The organism is Prevotella heparinolytica, assembly GCF_004342845.1.
Taxonomy (GTDB): domain Bacteria; phylum Bacteroidota; class Bacteroidia; order Bacteroidales; family Bacteroidaceae; genus Bacteroides; species Bacteroides heparinolyticus.
In genome coordinates this window covers 182306-204822 of record NZ_SLXB01000003.1, presented here as the reverse complement: position 1 = coordinate 204822, position 22517 = coordinate 182306, and the positions used below count along the sequence as shown (strand labels likewise).

Genomic DNA, 22517 nt, shown 5'->3' with positions numbered 1-22517 from the left:
CGGACTTTACTTGCAGGCGACAGGATTTTCTTGTACATACGACGCCCACCCCTCAAGCCTTGTGCCGGGACTCAGGTTCTTTCGGCTTTCTTTCGCGTTTCAGCAACGGCTGATGCAGCAGGTTCCCGCCGCTTACTTGATGTTCGCCCTGATTTTTGTCAGAAACTTCTTCATGCCTTCGGCATCTTTGTTGCTGATGATGGTGAGCAGATTCTTCAGCTCCAGACGGATGTTCTCCACTTGCGAGGGGGTGCGGGGGTTGAAGAGTATCTCCTGCAACAGGTAGTCGTCTTCGTTCAGCAGGCCTTTGGCAATGGCCATGTGCTTCTTGAAGGTGGTGCCCGGCGCTTCCTGATGCTTCATCACTGCCGCAAACACGAAGGTGGAGACGAACGGGATGGACAGGGAGTATGCCACAGTTTCGTCGTGCCCGTCGAAGGTATATTCGAAGATGTTCAGCTTCATGGTCTGATACAGGTCTTTGAAGAAGATTTTGCCCAAGTGGTCGCCTTCGCTGATGATGATGGCATTTTCGGTATTCAGGTTGTTGAGGCTGGCAAACGTGGGGCCGAACATGGGGTGGGTAGACACGTAGCGGAACCCGCTCTCTTCGTAGAATTTCTTCAGTCCGGTCTTCACCGAGGCAATGTCGCTGATGATGCAGTCTTTGGGCAGCACGGGCAGCACTTGGCGGAAGGCGTCGAGTGTGTACTTCACCGTGACGGCATTGATGACCAGCTCCGGCTCGAAGTCTTTTATCTCCTCCGGCGTGGTGAAGCGGTAGGTGTTGTAGACGAAGCGCAGCTGATGCGGGTTGACGTCGAACACGGCCGTCTCGTGCTGAAAGCTCAGGATGTCTGTGAAGAAAGAGCCCATTTTTCCGGCTCCAAGTATAAGTATTCGCATAACTTCTTCTATAGGGGGTGGATGCGGTTGGCCGCCTTGCGGCGGCAACCGGCCTTTATTTGTTGATGATTTCCATTTGCTGTCTCACGCTCTCTTCGTGTATGGCCTCGAATACTTTCTTTATGAATTCGGAGTCCATGCCGCAGAGCGCACCTTGCGAACCGCGCTTTTCGAGAATCTCGTTATAGCGTCCGGTTTGCAGGATGGTCATGTCATGCTCTTTCTTGTAAGTACCTATTTCGCGGGCGATGCGCATGCGTTTGGCCAGCTCCTGTATGAGGTTGTTGTCGCATTCGTCGATCTGCTTGCGCAGCTCGCTGAGGTTTTCCGTGCTCTGCGTCTCTTTGCGTATGACGAGCAGGTTCAGGATATAGTCCAGCACGTCCGGTGTCACCTGCTGGGCGGCATCGCTCCATGCGCAGTCGGGGTTGCAGTGGGTTTCCACAATCAGACCGTTGAACCCCAAGTCCATGGCTTGCTGGCAAAGGGGAGCTATCAGCTCGCGTTTCCCGCCGATATGGCTGGGGTCGCAGATGATGGGCAGGTTGGGGATGCGGCGGCGCAACTCGATGGGGATGTGCCATTGCGGCAGGTTGCGGTATATTTTCTTGTCGTAGCTGCTGAATCCGCGGTGAATGGCGCCCAGCCGCTTCAGACCGGAATTGTTGATGCGCTCCATGGCTCCGATCCATAACTCAAGGTCGGGGTTTACGGGGTTTTTCACCAGTACGGGGATGTCTACGCCTTTCAATGCGTCTGCTATTTCCTGCACGGCAAAGGGGTTGGCAGTGGTGCGCGCACCCACCCAAAGGATGTCTATGCCTGCTTTCAGGCACTCGTACACATGCTTGGCGGTGGCCACCTCGGTGGATACGTACATGCCTGTCTCTTTCTTTACCTCTTTCAGCCAAGGCAGACCTTCCACGCCGATGCCTTCGAATCCGCCCGGTTTGGTGCGCGGCTTCCATATTCCGGCACGGAATATCTTAACGCCTTTGTCGGCCAACTGCTTGGCGGTGGTCATTACTTGCTCTTCGGTTTCGGCACTGCACGGGCCGGCTATTACCAGCGGCCGTTTGTTTTCTACGCCGGACAGTGTGATGGGTTCTAATTCAAGTTCCATATCTTTCTTTATAAATATTATTCGTTTATTTTCCTGATTCTTTCCAATGCCTCGGCCAGTTTATCGTCTTTGCAGCAAAGCGAAATGCGGATAAACCTTTTCCCGTTGCTTCCGAAGATAAAACCGGGTGTGATGAATACCCGGGCTTTGTGAAGCACGCGCTCCGTCAGTTCTTCCACATCCGTGCAACTCTCCGGAATCTTTCCCCAGAGAAACATTCCCGTCTGGTCGGGGTTGTAGGTGCATCCCAAGGCATGCATGATTTCTCCTGCCAGCCGGCGGCGGTTGCGATAGTTGGCGTTGTTGCCGTCATACCACTCTTTTTCTGCTTCCAGCGCGGTGGCCGCAGCCAGTTGCATGGCGCGGAACATGCCGCTGTCTATGTTGCTCTTCACCTTCAGTATCCATTGCACGAAGTCGGCGTTCGAGGCCAGCATGCCGATGCGCCATCCCGGCATGTTGTGGCTTTTGCTCATGGAGTTGAGCTCGATGCAGCAGCCCTTGGCTCCCGGCACGCTGAGTATGCTGATGGGGTGTTCGTTCAGGATGAAGCTGTACGGATTGTCGTTTACGATGACGATGTCCTTTCGGCGGGCAAAGTCTACCAGCCTTTCATAAAGTTCGGGCGTGGCGTTGGCCCCCGTCGGCATGTTGGGATAGTTGGTCCACATCAGTTTCACGCGGCTCATATCCATCTTTTCCAGCTCATCGAAGTCGGGCATCCAGCCGTTCTCCTCCTTCAGGTCGTAGTTCACCACCTCGGCGCCGAGTATCTTGCTGAGCGACGTGTAAGTGGGGTAGCCGGGATTAGGAATCAATACCTGTTCGCCCGGATTGACAAAGGCCAGCGTGACGTGCAGGATACCTTCTTTTGAACCGATGAGCGGCTGTATCTCGGTGTCAGGATTCAGTTCCACGCCGTACCACTTCTTATACCAGCCGGCAAATGCGCGGCGCAGCTCCGGAATGCCTGCGTAGGGCATGTAGCCGTGCCCGTCAGGATTCTTGGCCGCTTCGCAAAGGGCTTGCACGGTTCTTTCGGCAGGCGGCATGTCGGGACTTCCTATGCCCAGACTGATGACATCCTTTCCTTCGGCATTCATCTGCGCCACTTCTTTCAGCTTCTTCGAGAAGTAGTATTCGCTTACGCTTGCCAGACGGTGGGCCGGCTTTATTTTAGATGCTTGATTTTCCATCTTCATATTCTCCTAATATTTTGAGTTCTTTCGTCAGGGGGGTGATAGCCGTAATGGACTGTTTGTATCTGAGTACATTGTCGAAAACGATATCCACATAGAATTGATATTCCCATTCGCGCCCGATGATGGGCAGAGACTGTATCTTGGTCAGGTTGATGTTGTAGAAAGAGAGGATGGACAATACCTGCGAGAGGCTTCCTTCCGTATGCGGCAAGGTGAATACCATGCTTGCTTTGTCGATTTCTTTTTGTCGATGTCGCTTCAGCTCATCCACCTGCCAAGGGTCGGCCACCACCAGAAAGCGGGTGAAGTTGTGCTTGTTTGTCTCTATTCCCTCTTGCAGGATTTTCATTCCGTAACGCTCGGCAGCCATTTTGGAACAGATGGCGGCATGTCCTTTCAGGTTCTTTTCTTTGATGATTTCAGCGCTCAGCGCGGTGTCTTCGGCTTCCACCACTTTGATTTCGGGATGTTTGCTCAGAAATTCGCGGCACTGCATCAGGGCAATGGGGTGGGAGTTGACTTCCGTGATGTCTCTCCAGTCTTCTTCGGGCAGGCATACGAAACTGTGCGAGATGCGCAGTTTATGCTCTCCCACGATTTGCGCTCCGCTTTGTCGCAGCAGTTCGTTGTTGTACAGCAGACTTCCTGCGATGGTATTCTCTATGGCCAGCATGCCTATCACTTTGCTGTCTTTCTTGACGGCGGCAAACACCTCTTCGAAGCTTGCGCAACAAATCAGCTCTATTTCTTCTCCTTCGAAGTACTTGTGGGCAGCTATGTCGTGAAAAGAGCCTGCTGTTCCTTGAATGGCAACCTTTTTCATTCTTTCTTGTTTTCCGGGTTTTTATTATAAAAAATCCCGCTTCCATACGGATGGAGCGGGATTCAGTATTTTTACTTGTTCTCTCTGTTCAGTTCTTAAGCATCACTGTCACTTGACACATACAAACTCCCGCTCTACTTTCCGACCAAAGTAAAAGTAAAAAAAGAAGTAATATGCGTAAGCAAATGATTTCATACTTATTATTCTCTGTTTTTTCTGAATTATGCGGCAAAAGTAATGCTTTTCTTTTACATACAAATAAAAAAGGATGTTTTTTATTTCAGATCGGTATCTTTTTTAGAAGGCAGCATGTTTTTGCAAACCTTGCAGGTTTGCTTTCCGGCATCTCTCTCATCCTCTTTTCTATAATCCCAATATGTCCGTCTGTTGTCCGCCCGGCTGCCCGTTATATTGCCCGGTGATGTTCTTTACCTCTTTGGGATTAAGCTCCAAACCTTTCTTCATATCTTCCGTAGCGCCTTCCTTATCTCCGTTCAACAGCTTGGCACGTCCGCGTTCGTGATAGGCTGTCGAGAAATCCGGATTCAGCTCAATGGCTTCGGTGAAGAGTTCAATGGCTTCTGTCAGCCTCTTGCGGTTGATGTAAAGCTGGCCCAGATACAAGAATGCTTGTTCGTTGAAGGGGTTCAGCTCTGTCACGAGGCGATAATCGGCTTCCGCCGCATCTTCGTCTTCGGTGGCTTCTCTGATTTTTCCGCGCAGCAACAGCGCAGCTTCTTCTTCGGGGTCTTGTGCCAGAATGGCGTCGATATCCTCCATCGCCTCCTTGTATTGTTTCATCCTGGTCAATGCTTCGGCACGCAGCAAGCGGGCTTCCGTGAAATCCTCTTTCAACACGATGGCTTTTGTGAGGTGGGCAACGCACATTATCCCGTCTCCCCGGCTGTCGTCGGCCTTGCCAAGCAGGTAATGGGCCATGGCATTGCCTTCTTCTATCTCGATGGCTTTTGTTGCCGCTTCGGCCATGGCTGTATAATCTTCCAGCATGTAGCACACGTTGGCAAGGCTGATGTAGGTAGCTGTATGTTCCGGTTCTATCCGGGTCATCTGCTCCAGCAATTTGCGCGCATTGTCCGCTTCTCCGGTCTGAATATAGACTTGTGCCAGATAGCCCATTGTCTCGAAGTCTTCATAAATGGCAAGGGCTTCCGTGAAACATTTCACGGCATAGTCTGCGCGGCCCATGCGCTGTGCACGCATACCGTCGTACTTGAATATTTCAAAATTCTTCCGGTCGCTTTTCTGTTTCTCATCTGCCGGGCTTTCTGTTTTGCCTGAGAAGAAAGATGTAAAGAATCCCATATTTTAAAGTCTTAAAAGGATAAAATATAATAGAGTGAGAAGGAGGGATACCTCCTTTTTGCGGCAAAAGTAATGATTTATTTCTTAACTTCCAGCATCCCGTTGACGGCAATTACTCGTCCTTCGTCCAATAGTCCGTGCAGAACACGGGTTAGTGTTTCCTTGTCCGTGGATAACCGTTCGGACAAAGCAGCGGGTGTCATGGTTTGTTCGGAAAGTGCCCGGAGTACATCCTCGACGAGTTCCTTTGCAAGGTCGTCATTATGTGCCCCTTCTTTTTTCAGGCTGATGCAGGTGTCGCATTGTCCGCAGTTATGCTCGTTCTTCTCACCGAAGTAGCGCAACAACATGCGGCTACGGCATGCCGTAGCGTTGCCGGCGTAATCGAGCATGGCGGAGATGCGCTTTTCGTAGCGTGCCTTTCGCTCTTCATATACCGAAGGAGGAATTTGCAGATGATGTTTCTCTACTCGTTCGCGCGCGTATATTATATAAGGTGTCTTTTTTCGAGGAATATAACTGACGATACGGAGCTTGGCAAGATGGATTAGCAGCTCGTACACTTGCCGCCTCATGAGTCCGCTACGTGTGGCAAGCGAATCTTCATTAATGAAAGCATAATCGGTGAATATACCGGTGTAGGAGCGCAATATGATTTGAATGAGCTTGTCCGTCTCCTCGTCCATCTCTTTCAGTTTGTAGAGTTCGTCTCTTCGGATGGTGAACAGCAGTCTGGAAGCGTTGTCCTGTTCGTCCGTGTATTCCAAGTAGCCGGCCTGTGTCAGTATCTTCAAGGCACTGTCTACGGGGACGGGGAAATATTTGAATTTCCTGCAAAAATCCTCTATGTTGAACTCGCGTACGCAACCTTGCCCGTCTCCCATTGCCATTTGATAATAGTATTGGAGGTGCTCGTACACGTCCTTGATGTATTCTTTCTCCGGAAAGGTGTCGGGAATGCGTTTATGGAGAGTTGCATGATCTGATTTGGCATACAGGATGACGGCATAGGCTTTTTCCCCATCCCTTCCTGCCCGACCGGCTTCTTGAAAATAGGCTTCTATGGAGTCGGGCAGATCCATGTGGACAACAATGCGCACGTCGGGTTTGTCGATGCCCATGCCGAAAGCATTGGTGGCAACCATGACTCGACTCTCACCTGTTTGCCAGCGTTGTTGGCGGATGTCTTTGGTGGCATCGTCCAGTCCGGCATGATAGAAGTCGGCAGTGATGTGTTCGTTATGCAGCAGTTCGGTGATTTCCTTTGTGCGGCGGCGGTTTCGCACATAGATGATGGCGCTGCCTGACATGCGGCGCAGTATATGCAACAACTCTCCTGTCTTGTTTTCCGTTTTCCGGACGATGTAGGCAAGGTTTTGGCGCTCGAAGCTCATGCGGAACACGTTTTCTTCGCGGAAGTTCAGGCGCTTTTGAATGTCCTTGATTACCTCAGGGGTGGCGGTGGCTGTCAGTGCAAGTACCGGTATGCCGGGCAGTAACTTCCGTATTTCGGCTATTTTCAGGTAGGCGGGACGGAAGTCATACCCCCATTGCGAGATGCAGTGGCTCTCGTCTACCGTAATCATGCTGATTTTCATCTTCTGCACCTTGCTACGGAAAATATCGGTATCCAGTCGTTCGGGTGAGATGTAGAGAAACTTGAAATTGCCGAAGATGCAGTTCTCCAATGCGACGATGATTTCCTGCCGACTCATGCCGGAATAAATGGCAAGTGCTTTAATTCCTCGCTTTTTCAGGTTTTGCACCTGATCCTTCATTAAGGCAATCAAGGGAGTGATGACCAAGCACAGCCCTTCTTGGGCGAGTGCCGGAACTTGAAATGTGATGGATTTGCCTCCGCCCGTAGGCATCAGTCCCAAGGTGTCCTTACCGGCAAGAATGCTGTTGATGATGTCTTCCTGAATGCCACGGAAAGAGGTGTAGCCCCAATATTGCCGGAGGAGAAACCTCGGCTCTGAAGCCTCTTCCCTCTGTTCCCCTCCCCCGCAGGGAGGGGGAGAAGATACCTCCTCTTGTCTTTTTTCCCATAGGGAGCGGGAAGCAAAGTTACTTTTATTCATAGCAATCGGTCTGTCTGCTCCCCTCCCTACGGAGGAAAGGGTAGGGGGAGAGGCTTTCAGTCTATTGGATGGAATCGGGAGAAGAGGCTTCCGGCCTTATATCCTCAATCTGCAACTGTATTTCTCCTCGTTTATGGGTATTCTCCTCGATGGTATAACAGATGTCGAACGACCGCTTGGTTTTGATGAAACGCACGTGCGAACTTTGTCCGAAAGCAATGCCGTTCATCACGTTGTTCGATTTGTTGTCCACCAATTCTAATTTGATGTGCTCCTGATCGCGACCCACTACTTTGCTGGTGCCGTAGTCGTAGACATTGTGCGTGCAGAATACGGGTTTGGTATTGTCCGGTCCGAAGGGATTGAACTTCTTCAAATCGTTGCAGAATTTGGGAGTGATGTCTTTGAAGTCGATTTCTGCATTGATGTCGATGACGGCACAAGTCTGTTCGGGCAGGATGTTCTGCGACACAAATTCCTCGAAGCGTTCCATAAAAGCCGGCACGTTTTCCACTTTCATGGAGAGGCCGGCCGCGTAGGTATGTCCACCGAAGTTTTCCAACAGGTCTCGACAATATTCGATGGCTTTATATACGTCGAAGCCCGATACGGAGCGGGCCGACCCGGTGGCCATGTCGTCCGTGCGTGTCAACACTACGGCCGGGCGATAATAAATCTCCGTCAGGCGGGAAGCCACAATGCCTATGACACCTTTGTGCCAGTCTTCGTTATACAGCACGATGGAACGGCGGTCGGCCAGTCCGTCCAGACCAGCCACGATTTGGTTGGCCTCTTCGGTCATGGTCTTGTCCAGGTCTTTGCGGGTTTCGTTGTACTGGTTGATTTGGCCGGCTTTCTCCAGAGCCACGGAGAAATCTTTCTCCGTGAGCAGGTCGACAGCCTCTTTCCCGTTCTGAATGCGTCCGGAAGCATTGATTCGGGGACCTATCTTGAATACGATGTCGCCCACGGTGATGTCCTTATCCGTCAGTCCGCAAACGTCGATGATTGCTTTCAGTCCTACGCTGGGGTTGCTGTTCAACTGCTTCAGCCCGTGGTAGGCCAAGATGCGGTTTTCGCCCATGATGGGCACGATGTCCGATGCGATGCTGACGGCACAGAGATCCAGCAAAGGTATCAGGTGGTGAAATTCGATGCCGTTGCTGATGGCGAATGCCTGCATGAACTTAAACCCTACGCCGCATCCCGATAGGTGCTCGTAGGGATAGGTGTTGTCTTCCCGTTTGGCATTCAGGATGGCTACGGCGGGGGGCAACACTTCGTCGGGTACGTGGTGGTCGCAAATGATGAAATCGATGCCTTTCGCCTTGGCGTATGTGATTTCCTCTACGGCCTTGATGCCGCAATCCAGAACGATAATCAGGCCTACGCCACTTTCTGCGGCATAATCCACCCCTTTGAACGAAACTCCGTATCCCTCGTTGTAGCGGTCGGGAATGTAATAGTCGATGTTCGAATAGAATTGTTGAATAAACTTGTAGACCAGCGCCACGGCCGTAGTGCCGTCTACGTCATAATCTCCATAAATCAGAATGCGCTCTTTTTTCCCCATTGCCTTGTTCAGACGTTCCACGGCCACATCCATGTCCTTCATCAGGAACGGGTCGTATAGGTCGGGCAGTTGCGGGCGGAAAAACTTCCGGGCATCCGATGCCGTTGTTATTCCCCGCTCCACCAACAATCGTCCGAGTATCGGGCTAATTCCCAATTCTTGGGCCAACTGCCGGCTTGCTTCTGTCTGTTCGGGTGTAATGGGTTGATAATTCCATTTGTGAGTCATTTTATATATTATTTTTTCTTTTTCTTGTCTCAGGCACATAGCTTTCCGGCCATGTGGGGAATAACGGGCTTTTCCGCCCTGAATGGGCACGCTATACTCCTGCAAGCTGTAAAGGTATGAAAAACTCTTGAAACTAAGACTAATTCTAAAGAAAATATTGAGAGCTTTTGTATTCTTTGTTGAAAAGGCTTTATTTTGCACGAAAAACCAAAGAGGCTTCCTTATGCTTAGTTTTATATCTTGTGCAAAGACCATGACACCATCGTGCGGTTCCATAGCCGTGCCCCGTGTCACTGTTCCCCGGTTTGAGGCGGAGGCTGTGCTACATGCGCTGGAGATGTCGCAGTATTCGGCATCGGAGTTGGCGAAACTTTTGCGGGTGAATGCCAAGATTGCCGCTGAGAACAGCCTGCGCTTCCATGATTTCTGTTCGGCGGACAACCTTCCTGTTCCCGCCATTTGTGCTTATACGGGCGCTGTGTTCAAGCGTATCTTGCCGGAAGATTTTACGGAAGACGATTTTTGTTACGCCCAAGACCATCTGCTTATCACCTCTTTTCTCTACGGATTGCTTCGCCCTTTGGATGGCATCAGGCTCTATCGTATGGAAGGCGATGTACGGCTGCCGGAAAAGGGAGGCATCTCTATGTTCGACTACTGGAAGCCTTTGCTGACGGATTATTTCATTGCCGAAATCAAGCATCGGGGCGGAGTGCTCGTCAATCTGGCAAGCGGCGAGATGAAGGACTTGTTCGACTGGAAACGGGTGGAGCAAGAGGTGCGTGTGGTTACGCCCGATTTTCAGGTGATGAAAGGCGGCAAGCGGAAGACGGTGGTCGTCTATGCCAAGATGTGCCGTGGCGAGATGGTGCGCCATATCATCAAGAACCGTATCGATTGCCCGGAAGAACTGAGGACTTTCGCATGGGAAGGCTTTGCTTTGGACGAGGAGCAGAGCACGGATAATCATTTGCAGTTTGTTTTGGGATGAGGCTCCGTTGGAGCCACCGAACCCGCTATGAAGCCTTTTCCGCCCGTTTTTTTTTGACCGATTGTTTGGTGGCCAATAAAGCGCCACTCGCAGGGTTTCACCCCGTCAGAAGTGTTTCCTGACGATTGAAACCTTATTTCCCACCTGTATGTGTATGATAGGGAAGCGATTTCCCAATACAACTTAGGATACCTCCCAATACGACTTAGGGGTACTTCAGTCGTATTGGGAGGTATCTTAAGTTGTATTGGGAGGTGAGTTCCATCCCGAAGACGGAGGGTGAAACTTTTAGTTTCAGGGCGGGAAGAACAGTGGCACTCATCCCAAATCCGGATAAGAGACATCGCATTGATTTGCGCAAAATGAGGATTTATATGCGTTTTTCGGACCGAAATCGATGAATGGATTTTCTATATTTGTGAAAGTAAAGCATTTATAAGAAACACCATGAGACAGAACTGGAAGCGAATCTTTGCTATATGGATGCTGGCTGTATGGATGGCTGTTCCTTGCATCTGTGCCGTAAGTGCAGGCTTTTTGACCGAAACCGGAAAGGAGGAATGGATGAAAGCACTCCATGACACATTGCCGATGTGCAAACTGTCTGTCCCCGGCACGCACGACAGTGGGAGTACAAGAGGGGGACGTACGTTGAGAACGCAAACCCTGAGCATCGCCGGACAGTTGCAACAAGGCATACGTGCTTTTGATATTCGTCTGCGGAAAAGGAAGAATAAGCTGGGCATATTCCACAGCCATGCCTTTCAGGGCATCTATTGGGAAGAAGACGTGCTGCCCGCTTTCATCGCCTTTTTGCAGGCACATCCTTCTGAAACGCTGGTTGTGTCGCTGAAGAAAGAAGGGGGTGCGTCGGAAGACTACGCATCTCTTTTATCCTCCTCTTTGCTTATCCCTGCCCATCAACGCTATTTCGTGACGGATTTCCATCCGGGGCTGACGCTCGGAGAGTGTCGCGGCAAAATCCTCTTTTTGCATAGAGACTTTGTCATGGAACGCTATCCGGGAGCTGCCTGCATCGGGTGGGCTGACAATGCGTCCTGCCTGCTTACGCTTCGCGGTAAAAATGGGGTGGAGGGTAAAGTCCTGTTTCAGGATAAATATCAATACGAATCGGATAAGGAAGCGGATAAAAAAATTGCGTCCTGCATCCGCCACTTCGATAAGGTGGTTGCCGAGCCGGCCGCCTCGCGTCGTTGGGCAATCTCTTTCACCAGTGCCACCGGTCTGCCTTCGGGCACGCCTTTGGCCTTTGCCAACCGCATAAACCAACCGGTGGCGGCTTGTCTGGCGAAAGGCCGTAAGCGGAAATGCGGCATCGTCTTCATCGACTTTACAGACTTGCAAGGCGGGAAAGCGTTGGCAGATTATTTGATTCGCTGCAACAGCTATTGAAATGTTTTTGAATTAAGCCGTAAAACGAGGCAAAACATTCGGCATCTTTCTTGCTGCTCTTTGAAGGCAACTTTTGGGGAACACGTCTTTATTTTTGCGCAAAATGAAGATTTATATGCGCAATTGGCGGCATGGAAGAAAAAGAGTGTTCTTATTTTTGCAAATACCAAAACCGTTTAAACCTAATATACAATGAAATTATCAATCGATTTGGGAGGTACGAATATAAGGATAGCCCAAGTGGAAAACGGGCGCTGCCTGAAAAAAGTGTCGGTGGCCTGTCTTGCACAGCAAGAGGCTACGGTGGTGCTCGGCCAACTGGTTCGGCTCATCAAAGACATGATGAATACGCAGGTAGACGGCATCGGCATAGGAGTTCCTTCCATCGTCCATCCCCAAAAAGGTATTGTATATAATGTGGCGAACATCCCTTCGTGGACAGAAGTTCACTTAAAAGAAGCTTTGGAGAAGGAGTTCGGACTGCCGGTTGCCGTCAACAACGATTCCAACTGCTTTGCCTTGGGCGAGAGCCGGTTCGGTAAAGGGAAGCCCTATGCTGATATGGTGGGCGTGACTATCGGAACCGGCATAGGTGCGGGAGTCATTGTCAATCATCGCTTGTACGGAGGTCAATACATGGGAGCCGGTGAAATAGGCTCGTTCCCCTATCTGGATGCCGATTTCGAGCACTATTGCAGCAGTTTCTTTTTCAAGCGGCACGGCACCACGAGCGTGGAAGTTGCCGGCAAAGCACAACAAGGCGACGCCGCCTCGCTGAAGCTGTGGCACGATTTCGGCCTTCATCTGAGCCATCTGATGAAAGTGATTCTCTATGCCTATGCACCTCAGGCGATTGTGTTGGGAGGAGGCATTGCATCGGCTTTCCCCCTTTTTGAAGGGGCAATGAGAGAGGGTATGCGCGATTTTCCCTATAAAGTAATATCGGAAAGTGTGGAGATAATACCCTCGCAGGAGGAAGACGCAAGCTTGTTGGGAGCTTCTGTGCTGACGGATGCTTGGGACGGAGGACAAGTCGAAATATAAAATAAATGATAAACCTTTGTCATGCAGTTGCAACATGGTTTTAAGAATTTTGCTTCATTTTTCTAAACCATTGTGCAATTGTACGTAATTATAAACTTAAAACTTAAATGCATGAAACGAACAAATCTTAGAATCTATCGGACGATTCTTCCCTTAGTTTTGGGGCTGCTCTTGTCGGTTGGTGCCGTTGCGCAGCAAATGTCAGTGAAGGGAACAGTGAAAGACCAGACGGGCGAACCGATTATCGGCGCCAATGTGCTGGTGAAGGGGACAACGACAGGCGTTGTCACCGATCCTGACGGGAAATTCGAAGTACCGGCGGTAAAGAATGCCGTATTGCTCATCAGCTACGTCGGTTTCCAAATTCAGGAAGTTACGGTTACGGGCAAGCCTTTGGTGATTGTCTTGAAAGAAGACACCGAGCTGCTGGACGAAGTTGTGGTCTTAGGCTACGGAGCCAGTGCGCGCAAGCAAGACTTGTCGGCTTCCGTCGGTGTGGTGAGTAATACCGACGAGTTGGCTGTGCGCCCTGTGACCTCTACCGAGGGTATGTTGCAAGGCCAGTTGCCCGGTGTCACCATCCAGGCAGACGGTGGCGACCCGACTTCTTCTCCCAGCATTGTCATCCGCGGTCAAGGCTCGGCTAAAGACGATGTATTGTGGGTAGTAGACGGTGTTCCCGGCGCTCCCATTGCTTCCGTAAACGATATAGAGAGTATTGTTGTGTTGAAAGATGCGGCTTCGGCGGCCATCTATGGAGCACAATCCGGTGCAGGTGGTGTGGTTTTGGTTACCACAAAGAAAGCTAAAGAAGGTATGCCGGCTTTGACTTACGACGGCACGTTCGGTCTTCGTCAAGCCACCAACCTGATTGACCCTCTGAATGCGGAACAGCAAATCGAAATGCGTAAACGCTCTTATGCCAATGCCGGTATGACACTGCCTACCGGTTGGGATGTCTCCAAGAATCCGTGGGTAGGTACTACCCGCACCGATTGGATGGATGCCATTTTCCGCACAGCTTTCTATCAACGCCACAACGTGGCCTTGAATGTAGGTACGGATAATTATAGCAGCCGCATCTCTTTTGCTTACGACAATGATGAGGGAGTGCTCATCAACACCTTTAACAAAAACCTTTCTTTGCGCTACAACGGCAAGATAAAACTGAACAAGTGGGTCACCGTCAGCGAAGATTTTGTTTGGAAGAATACGGAGTCGCGTTCTAAAAATACGGATAACGACGGTTATACAGGTCCCATCATTTCGGCTATCTACATGCCTGCCAGCGCTTCTATATATAATGCGTTGGATGGAAGCTACGGAGGAACCACTACCGAAGACCCTGCTTATATCGCCCAATACGGCTCGAATTTCGCCGACATTCATGGCGATGCGGTGAATCCGGTTCGCTTGCTGGAAGCTGAAAATCGATACAACAAAACCAGTGACATCTGGAGCACAACCAGTCTGGAGATTGCGAATGTGATTCCGGGACTGAAGTTTACCAGCCGTTTCACCTATAACCTGAACAGCAATCTTTATAAGAACTTCAATCCCATTCGCGATGAGGTAGGCAAACCGTCTCTGTCCAACTCCTTGACGGAAACGAGCTATCGCGCCGATGCGTGGAAAACGGAAAATACATTGACCTACGACCATACCTTTGGCGAACACACTGTCGGTGCCTTGTTCTCTACTACTGCCGACCGTTATAGCCGTCGCGGGTTGGAGGTTACCGGTAGAGATTTTGCCGATGAATCGGAGTTTCTGCAATACTTGGCTTATGCCGGAACCACCCAAGCCATTGATTATCTGTCTGGTCCTGATGCCAATGTTTCATTGATTGCCCGTTTGGCTTATTCCTACAACGACCGTTACTTCGCCACAGCTTCATGGCGTCGCGACTATGCAGGCCGCTTGCCCAAAGCGAATAATCATGGCGACAGGGCCTGAAGTCATTACGGGATGCGGCAACTGCGTTATTCCTGTTTACGGAACGAAAAAGAAAGATAAAGTAGAGGCGTTGCTCTATTGTATGGATTCGAATGACTATCAATCCAATAAACTGTATGGCGCTTATGATTGGATTCATTTCGACCAGATTGACTGGTATCGCAGACAAAGCGCCCGTTTTACCGAGGGAAACAATGGAAATCCGCTCCCGGCTTTGGCGTTCTTCCACATTCTTCTTATTGAATATAATGAGATTAGAGGCGACGGCAAGACTTATGGAAACGACAGAGAGGGCGGAGTCGCCTCATCAAAAATAAACTCCGGAATGTTTGCCTCCTTTGTTGACATGAAAGATGTGATGGGAGTTTTTGCCGGGCATGATCACGATAATGACTATATCGGGATAAACAAGGGCATAGCGCTTGGCTATGGCAGGGTGACCGGAGCGGATGCTTACGGCTCATTGAAACGAGGAGCACGCATCATTGAATTGCTTGAAGGAGAATTCAGGTTTGAAACATGGATTTCCACACCTTCGGGACGAGAAGCTTCCTATTATTATCCATCGGGATTGAATTCCGAGGAAGAACAAACCATGGCCTACTTGCCGGCATTGAGAAAAACTCCCGGCAAGCACGGAACGGCATACATTTATTATGAAGGAAAGTGTAAGCGCATTGCCGATATTGCCTCATGCAAAAAAGTCAAGGAGGGGGTAATGAAGAACTTCTCAATCAAAGAAGCCTCTGTTGCCGACCACTTTGCTTATGAATTTCGTACATTAATGAATGTGCCCGAAAAAGGCATATATCGTTTCTATACGTTTTCTGACGACGGGTCTGCGCTTTATGTGGACGGACAGTTGGTGGTTGACAATGACGGCGGGCATAGCGGACGCCGTTCCGAAGGCAAGGTTGCTCTTGAGAAAGGGCTTCATGAACTGCGTCTGCTTTACTTTGAAGATTACATGGGGCAGGAATTGGAAGTCGGCTATTCCGGGAAGAATATTCCGGAGACTCTTTTGTCGGATGATGTATTGTTTCTACCGGAATAAGCGGATAAGCCCTCTTAAGGGCGGTTCATCATTTGGTGCTCTTTCCTGTATTCATTGGGAGAGACTTTCTTTAAGATTTTAAATTGGCGGGACAGGTTTTTGAGATTGTTTATTCCAACCTGTTCCGCCACGTCTGCAATAGGTGCATCGCTGGCCAATAATAATTGTGCAAAGCGTTCCATCCTCAGATTGAAGATGTATTTGTGGATGGATTGTTGCGTGACTTGCTTGAAACGGATTTCCAATAGGCGGCGCGACAAGGGTACTTGTTTAACTATGTCTGATACCGTGATGTCGGAGGCAATGTTCTGGTGAATATATTTCAAGGCCGTATGGATGTGCATGTCGGTGGTGGAATAGAAATCCGTGGAAAGGCGGTTCACTATATTGATAGGCTGGATTACCACATCCTGCATATCCTGCCGGTTGTTTTCCTCGTCATTCAATAAACGGTCTATCAGTTCGGCCGCTTCAAAACCGCCCCGCACGATATTGTGGCTGATGCTGGATAAGGGAGGGTCGGACAGGTTGCAGATTATTTCGTCATTATCCACACCTAATATGGCTATCTTATCAGGAACTTTGATGTTGTTGACTTTACAGATTTCCGTGATGCGGTTTCCTTGGTTGTCGTCGCAGGCCATAAGAGCCGTGGGGTGGGGCAAAGACTTGAGCCACGAGAGCAAAGGAGGAGCTTCGTAAAACCATAAGTCGTCGAGCGATTGTTCCTGATAGGCATGGAAGTTATTGCCAAATCCCCGTTCAGCTATGCATTCGTAAAAACCTTCGCAACGTTCTTGCGACCATACCGTGTCGCGATAGCCGTAAAAAGCAAAATGCTGGAATCCTTTGTTTAAGAAAAACTCGGCAGCCATTTTCCCGGTTTTCCGGTAATCGCCGGTAATGTTGGGTATATTCTCGAATCTCGCCTTATAGTCTTGCGCTATTGCAATGATTCCATGTTGTCGGAATAACTCTACATTGTCTTCGTTGTCGAATCGGCCTATGATGGCGTCCGCCTGCCAGGTTTTTGCCCATTTCAGAACTCCCTCTATCCCATAAGTGAGTTTGTAGGAAGGAGGCATCCGGCATACTACCCATGGCTCGTGGCTTTTTGAGTAGGCCAATACACCTTTCAGCAAATTGTATGAGAAAGATTCCGTAAAGTCTGACAGTAATATCAATCGAATCATGGTGGCCAATAGGAGCTGTTTCAGTTATTCACACAAATATAAAAAGAGTTTTTTTATTATCCCAATTTCTTCTTTCTCAAATCCTTGCCCTCAAATTTACATATTGCTTCAATCCATTCGTCCGTCAATGGTTTGGAAGTGTGCTCGGTGATGTCAAAAGCCACCATGACGGAAGTGCATGTACATTTCACTTCTGTCGTATTCGTATCGATGACCCTTTGTACAAGATGAAAGCTTTTGGTTCCGATTTCCGTTACTGCGGTCTGCACGGCAATGTGGTCGGAACCATATATCTGTGAAAGGAAGTTTGCTTCGATGTGCACAACGACAATTCCGTCTTTCTCCCAATCCACCTCCGGGCATACGGAGGCAAAATATTCAGTCTTTCCTAAGTCGTAGAAAGAGAAATAAACAGTGTTGTTTACGTGTCCAAACTTATCGACATCATTGAAGCGTAGTTGTATGGGCAGGGTGTGGTTAAATTCTATTTCTTCCATTGTTTTCTCTTAAACTTTGTTTATTATCACAGCAAAAATACTACTTTTGCGTGTCAATCTGCGAGTTTATGCATCAAGAAATGATAGAAGACATAAAAAAAGCCTGCCGGGTGATGAACGAAGGCGGGGTGATTTTGTATCCCACCGATACTATTTGGGGGATAGGGTGCGACGCTACCAATGAGGAAGCGGTGCGCCGTGTATATGAAATCAAGCAACGCTCTGACAGCAAGGCGATGCTGGTATTGGTCGATTCTTCGGTGAAGGTGGACTTTTATGTGCAGGATGTGCCGGAGATTGCTTGGGACTTGATTGAAATGGCCGACAAACCTTTGACCGTTATCTATTCGGGAGCGCGTAATTTAGCTCCGAATCTGTTGGCGGAAGATGGCAGTGTAGGCATACGGGTGACAAACGAGGAGTTTTCGAAGAGACTTTGTCAACAATTCCGTAAGGCGATTGTATCTACCTCTGCCAATATCAGCGGTCAGCCCTCGCCGGGCAATTTCAGCGAAATCAGTGAAGAGATAAAATCGGCAGTCGATTATATCGTGGAATGCCGCAGGGAAGAGACAGGGCGTCCGAAACCTTCCGGTATCATCAAGCTGGAGAAAGGCGGAGTCATTAAAATTATTCGCGAATAAAAAAGGGGCGTGATGGCGGGAGAAAAGAGAAGTCTGTTGCAGCGTTTCATTATATGGCGCGAAAAGAAGATAAAAGAGAAACAGTTTATCCTGATACTGAGTTTTCTGGTCGGTATCTGTACGGCACTTGCCGCATTGATACTGAAGATGCTGATACACTGGATACAGGATTTCCTGACAGACAACTTCAACGTAACGGAGGCCAATTATCTTTATCTGGTTTATCCGGTGGTGGGCATTTTCCTTGCAGGTTTGTTTGTGCGTCGTGTCGTGAAGGATGATATCAGCCACGGGGTCACTAAGATTCTGTATGCCATTTCGCGTCGGCAGGGGCGCATCAAACCGCATAATACGTGGTCGTCCATCATTGCCAGTTCCATAACCATCGGTTTCGGCGGTTCGGTAGGAGCGGAGGCGCCGATTGTGCTGACGGGGTCGGCCATCGGTTCAAATCTGGGCAGCATGTTCAAGATGGAGCATCGCACGCTGATGCTTTTGGTGGGTTGTGGCGCTGCCGGTGCCGTTGCCGGCATTTTCAAGGCGCCTATTGCCGGATTGGTGTTTACGTTGGAGGTTTTGATGATAGACCTGACGATGTCTTCTTTGCTTCCGTTGCTGATTTCCGCAGTGACGGCGGCCACTGTTTCTTATATCATGACGGGCACGGACGCTATGTTTAAATTCCATCTGGACCAGCCTTTCGAGCTGGAACGTATTCCGTACGTCATCATGTTGGGCATTTTCTGCGGATTGGTGTCGCTTTATTTCACCCGTGCCATGAGTTCCGTAGAAGGAATATTCGGCAAGTTGAAGACGCCCTACAGTAAACTGGCAGTGGGGGGGGGCGATGCTGAGTGTGCTCATATTCCTTTTTCCGCCCCTCTATGGCGAAGGTTACGACACGATAGAGTTGCTGCTGAACGGTACCGACAATGCCCAGTGGGATACGGTGATGAACAACTCCTTTTTCTATGGCAGCGGAAGCTTGTTGTTGCTCTATCTGATGCTGATTATACTGTTCAAGGTATTCGCTTCGAGTGCAACGAACGGTGGCGGTGGCTGCGGCGGTATCTTCGCACCTTCGCTCTATTTGGGATGTATCGCCGGTTTTGTATTTTCGCATTTCAGCAATGAGTTTGAGATAACCGCTTTTCTGCCCGAAAAGAATTTTGCCTTGATGGGCATGGCGGGGGTGATGAGTGGTGTGATGCATGCTCCACTGACGGGCGTCTTCCTGATTGCCGAGCTTACGGGAGGTTATGACCTCTTTCTGCCTTTACTGATTGTTTCGGTCAGCTCCTACCTCACTATTATCATGTTCGAGCCTCACAGCCTGTACTCTATGCGCTTGGCCAAAAAAGGCGAGTTGCTGACACACCACAAGGACAAAGCGGTACTCACGCTGATGAAGATGGAGAATGTGGTGGAGAAGGATTTTGTACCCGTACGTCCCGATATGGACTTGGGTGAGATGGTGAAGGCCATTTCTGCTTCTCACCGCAATATCTTTCCGGTGGTCGATAAAGAAGGCGTGTTGTTGGGCATTGTTTCGCTGGATGCCATTCGCAACATCATGTTCCGTCAGGAGCTTTACCATCGTTTTACGGTAGGCAGGTTCATGACCTCCACGCCTGCCCGCCTCTATGATACGGACAGCATGGAGCAGGTGATGCGTACGTTCGATGATACCGGGGCATGGAACTTGCCGGTAGTGGATGCGGGCGGCAAATATCTGGGCTTTGTGTCCAAGTCGAAGATATTCAATTCGTATCGTGAGGTGTTGGTGCATTTCTCGGAAGATTAAAGACTTATAGGCTTTGAATGAAATGATGAAGAAAGAAGACTTACGAATAGTTTATATGGGTACTCCCGATTTTGCAGTGGAGGCTCTTCGCTGTCTGGTGGAAGGCGGCTACAATGTAGTGGGTGTCGTTACGATGCCGGACAAGCCGGCCGGGCGCGGACATAAGATTCAATATTCGCCTGTGAAGCAGTATGCGCTGGAACATGGGCTTCCGCTTCTTCAGCCGGAGAAGTTGAAGGATGAGGGCTTTGTAGAGGCGTTGCGCAGTTGGAAAGCCGATTTGCAAATCGTTGTGGCTTTCCGCATGTTGCCCGAAGTGGTGTGGAACATGCCCCGGCTCGGAACTTTCAACCTGCATGCTTCCTTGCTGCCGCAGTATCGGGGTGCGGCTCCCATCAATTGGGCGGTCATCAATGGAGATACGGAGACGGGCATCACCACTTTCTTCTTGAAACACGAAATAGATACGGGCGAGGTCATACAGCAAGTGCGCGTACCCATTGCCGATACGGATGATGTGGGCATTATCCATGATAAGCTGATGCTGCTGGGAGGACGTTTGGTGACAGAAACGGTGGATGCCATTCTTGACGGCACGGTGAGAACTATTCCGCAGGAGGAGATGGCGGTTGTCGGTGAACTGCGTCCGGCACCGAAGATTTTCAAAGAGACTTGCCGGATTGACTGGAACCGGCCTGTGAAACGTATCTATGATTTCGTGCGCGGCCTTTCTCCCTATCCGGCGGCATGGACGGAGTTGCACCGGCCCGATGGGGAGGCAGTTGCAGTAAAGGTATTTGAAACGGAAAAGATTGAAACCCGCCATACGCTCTCTCCCGGCACATTGCTGACGGATGGCAAGACTTATATCCGCGTTGCCGCCACAGACGGCTTTATCGGCATTCGCTCTCTTCAGCTTCCGGGCAAGAAACGTTTGGGCACTGATGAACTGTTGCGCGGCTTTCGGCTGACGGAAGGGTGCAGGATGCAATAGATGCATATTTGTAAGCCCACACTTTAGCATTTGCAAGCCCACACCTTAGCAGTCGCAAGCCCACACTTCAGCAGGCATAAGCTTGCACTTTAAGGGAGGTAAGCCCACACTTTAAGGATGATAAGCCCGCACATAAGAAAAGACCGGATGTGAGGGTAGAATGAAGCGCTCGTCGGCATGCCGGGTCTACCCCCGTTTTACACTCCTACAAGCGGAGGCTTGCGGTTGTACAAGCGAGAGGCTACGGTTGTACAAGCGAGAGCTTACGGTTGTATAAGTGAGAGGCGTTACTTGTACAAGTGTAAGATGCTGATTATCAATGGGCCGGAAAGAAGTGTTTCTTCTTATTTCCTCATCTTGTATCCGTGATGTTTTCTCCTCAAATCCTCTTCTTGAACAACTGTTATTGCTTCTTTTTTATTGCGTAATCTTGAATCCGGCTTTTTGCAAATCATTCCAGTAAGCCGGATATGACTTGGATACCACTTGCGGCTCGTCAATCTCTATCCGGGGCATAGTGAGGCAGGCGGGAGCAAATGCCATTGCCATCCGGTGGTCTTCATAGGTGGCTATGACAGGATTTTCTTCGGCCGGACAGCGTTCACCGTTCCACGACAAGATGCTGTCTTGCTCAGAATGCACCGCATAACCCAGCTTGCGCAGTTCGACGATAAGCGCATTGATGCGGTCTGTCTCCTTGATTTTAAGACTTTGCAGTCCGGTGAAGCGGAAAGGTATGTTCATCAGGCAGCAGGTGACGACGAAAGTCTGTGCCAAATCCGGGATGTCTATCAGGTTTTCTTCGAGACGGGCTACTGAAGGTTCGGTCTTGGTCAGCCTTACCCCTCGTTCTGTATATTCCGTTCGGACGCCGAGGCGGGCAAAGAGCTCTGCACCGCGACTGTCTCCCTGATAGCTGTGTGGAAGAAGTCCCGGCAGTTCCACTTCGGGATTCGTTGCTCCTCCATTCTTTGTGCTTGGAGAGAGGGCCATTATCTGATACCAATAGGAAGCGGCACTCCAATCGCTTTCCACAGTGAACGGCACGTCACGATAGTCGCCGGGATGAACGGTGATGCTGCTTTCGCTCGTCCAATCGGCCTGTGCACCGAAGTCGCGCATCAGTTGCAACGTCAGGTTGATGTAGGGGCGGGAGATGATGTCGCCTGTCAAATGCAGGCGTAATCCTTTGGGAAGTACGGCGCCTATCATCAGCAGGGCGGAGATGTATTGGGAACTGACATTACCGGCAAGAGAGAGTTCTTCGCCTTTCAACTCCGTTCCCGTGATACGCAGTGGCGGAAAGCCGTCGTTGCCGACATATTCTATTTGTGCGCCGAGTTGGCGTAAGGCATCCACCAATAGGCGGATGGGGCGTTGCTGCATGCGCGGTGTGCCTGTGATGATGCGGCTTCCCGGCGTCACGCTGAGATAAGCGGTGAGAAAGCGCATGGCAGTTCCGGCAGCAAGTATGTCGATGTGTTCGGGGGCATCTTCCAAAGCACGTACCATTACTTGCGTATCGTCGCAATCGCTCAGATTGCAGGGTGTGATGTTGCCATGGGCAAGAGCGTGCAGAATGAGTGCCCGGTTACTGATACTTTTGGATGCCGGCAGTTGTATGTCGGCATCCAATGCGGCGGGGGCGGAAACGATATATCGCATGGT

The 22517-nt window shown here is 50.0% G+C and carries 15 protein-coding genes and 3 pseudogenes; 8 read left to right on the top strand and 10 right to left on the bottom strand.

The genetic code is table 11. The features are described from left to right. Positions 1 to 132 precede the first annotated feature (132 nt). From EV202_RS03300 to recJ, 7 genes are all read right to left on the bottom strand, one after another. Positions 133 to 906 (bottom strand): prephenate dehydrogenase/arogenate dehydrogenase family protein, encoded by a 774-nt coding sequence (locus EV202_RS03300; protein ID WP_131925404.1) that lies wholly within the window; start codon positions 904 to 906, stop codon positions 133 to 135. 55 nt (positions 907 to 961) lie between these two features. Beyond that, positions 962 to 2029 carry a bifunctional 3-deoxy-7-phosphoheptulonate synthase/chorismate mutase type II gene (locus EV202_RS03295; protein WP_131925402.1) on the bottom strand — a complete coding sequence of 356 codons (1068 nt, stop codon included), beginning with the start codon at positions 2027 to 2029 and terminating at the stop codon, positions 962 to 964. A gap of 17 nt (positions 2030 to 2046) precedes the next feature. Beyond that, the gene (locus EV202_RS03290; RefSeq protein ID WP_131925400.1) at positions 2047 to 3231 is read right to left on the bottom strand and encodes a pyridoxal phosphate-dependent aminotransferase; all 1185 of its coding nucleotides are present in this window, start codon (positions 3229 to 3231) and stop codon (positions 2047 to 2049) included. Continuing rightward, on the bottom strand, positions 3206 to 4054 hold the full coding sequence (locus EV202_RS03285) for a prephenate dehydratase (protein WP_131925398.1): 849 nt from the start codon (positions 4052 to 4054) through the stop codon (positions 3206 to 3208). Before EV202_RS03285 ends, EV202_RS03290 begins: the two co-directional genes overlap by 26 nt. A 363-nt stretch (positions 4055 to 4417) precedes the next feature. Continuing rightward, complete coding sequence (locus EV202_RS03280) at positions 4418 to 5377, bottom strand: tetratricopeptide repeat protein (RefSeq protein ID WP_106069047.1); 960 nt, start codon at positions 5375 to 5377, stop codon at positions 4418 to 4420. Positions 5378 to 5454: 77 nt separating this feature from the next. Next, complete coding sequence (locus tag EV202_RS03275) at positions 5455 to 7458, bottom strand: RecQ family ATP-dependent DNA helicase (protein WP_131925396.1); 2004 nt, start codon at positions 7456 to 7458, stop codon at positions 5455 to 5457. A gap of 61 nt (positions 7459 to 7519) precedes the next feature. Next, positions 7520 to 9259 carry a single-stranded-DNA-specific exonuclease RecJ gene (gene recJ / locus EV202_RS03270; RefSeq protein WP_106070484.1) on the bottom strand — a complete coding sequence of 580 codons (1740 nt, stop codon included), beginning with the start codon at positions 9257 to 9259 and terminating at the stop codon, positions 7520 to 7522. Positions 9260 to 9482: 223 nt separating this feature from the next. On the opposite strand from recJ, the gene EV202_RS03265 reads away from it, so the two are divergent. From EV202_RS03265 to EV202_RS03245, 5 genes and pseudogenes are all read left to right on the top strand, one after another. After that, on the top strand, positions 9483 to 10250 hold the full coding sequence (locus tag EV202_RS03265; RefSeq protein ID WP_131752165.1) for a YaaA family protein: 768 nt from the start codon (positions 9483 to 9485) through the stop codon (positions 10248 to 10250). A 447-nt stretch (positions 10251 to 10697) separates the two neighbouring features. Beyond that, positions 10698 to 11663 (top strand): phosphatidylinositol-specific phospholipase C, encoded by a 966-nt coding sequence (locus EV202_RS03260; RefSeq protein WP_131925394.1) that lies wholly within the window; start codon positions 10698 to 10700, stop codon positions 11661 to 11663. 192 nt (positions 11664 to 11855) lie between these two features. Then, complete coding sequence (locus EV202_RS03255) at positions 11856 to 12707, top strand: ROK family protein (RefSeq protein ID WP_131925392.1); 852 nt, start codon at positions 11856 to 11858, stop codon at positions 12705 to 12707. Positions 12708 to 12818: 111 nt separating this feature from the next. Further along, positions 12819 to 14654: pseudogene (locus tag EV202_RS03250) on the top strand (SusC/RagA family TonB-linked outer membrane protein); the annotation flags it as partial. Beyond that, positions 14650 to 15717 (top strand): annotated as a pseudogene (locus EV202_RS03245) (PA14 domain-containing protein); the annotation flags it as partial. The pseudogenes EV202_RS03250 and EV202_RS03245, both read left to right, overlap by 5 nt. Before the next feature lie 14 nt (positions 15718 to 15731). On the opposite strand, the gene EV202_RS03240 reads toward EV202_RS03245, so the two are convergent. Together EV202_RS03240 and EV202_RS03235 are read right to left on the bottom strand one after the other, a co-directional pair. Beyond that, positions 15732 to 16910 carry an AraC family transcriptional regulator gene (locus tag EV202_RS03240; RefSeq protein ID WP_106069034.1) on the bottom strand — a complete coding sequence of 393 codons (1179 nt, stop codon included), beginning with the start codon at positions 16908 to 16910 and terminating at the stop codon, positions 15732 to 15734. Positions 16911 to 16966: 56 nt separating this feature from the next. After that, positions 16967 to 17407 (bottom strand): acyl-CoA thioesterase, encoded by a 441-nt coding sequence (locus EV202_RS03235; RefSeq protein ID WP_131925391.1) that lies wholly within the window; start codon positions 17405 to 17407, stop codon positions 16967 to 16969. Between the two features lie 80 nt (positions 17408 to 17487). Here EV202_RS03235 and EV202_RS03230 point away from each other — a divergent pair, with 80 nt between their 5' ends. From EV202_RS03230 to fmt, 3 genes and pseudogenes are all read left to right on the top strand, one after another. After that, complete coding sequence (locus EV202_RS03230; RefSeq protein WP_106043416.1) at positions 17488 to 18051, top strand: L-threonylcarbamoyladenylate synthase; 564 nt, start codon at positions 17488 to 17490, stop codon at positions 18049 to 18051. Positions 18052 to 18063: 12 nt separating this feature from the next. Next, positions 18064 to 19855, top strand: a pseudogene (locus EV202_RS03225) (chloride channel protein). Positions 19856 to 19877: 22 nt separating this feature from the next. Further along, entirely contained in the window at positions 19878 to 20849 is a 972-nt protein-coding gene (fmt, locus tag EV202_RS03220) for a methionyl-tRNA formyltransferase (protein WP_131925389.1), read from the top strand. Between the two features lie 417 nt (positions 20850 to 21266). On the opposite strand, the gene EV202_RS03215 is transcribed toward fmt, so the two are convergent. Further along, positions 21267 to 22514, bottom strand: coding sequence for a 3-phosphoshikimate 1-carboxyvinyltransferase (locus EV202_RS03215; RefSeq protein ID WP_131925387.1), 1248 nt, complete (start codon positions 22512 to 22514; stop codon positions 21267 to 21269). Positions 22515 to 22517 lie beyond the last annotated feature (3 nt).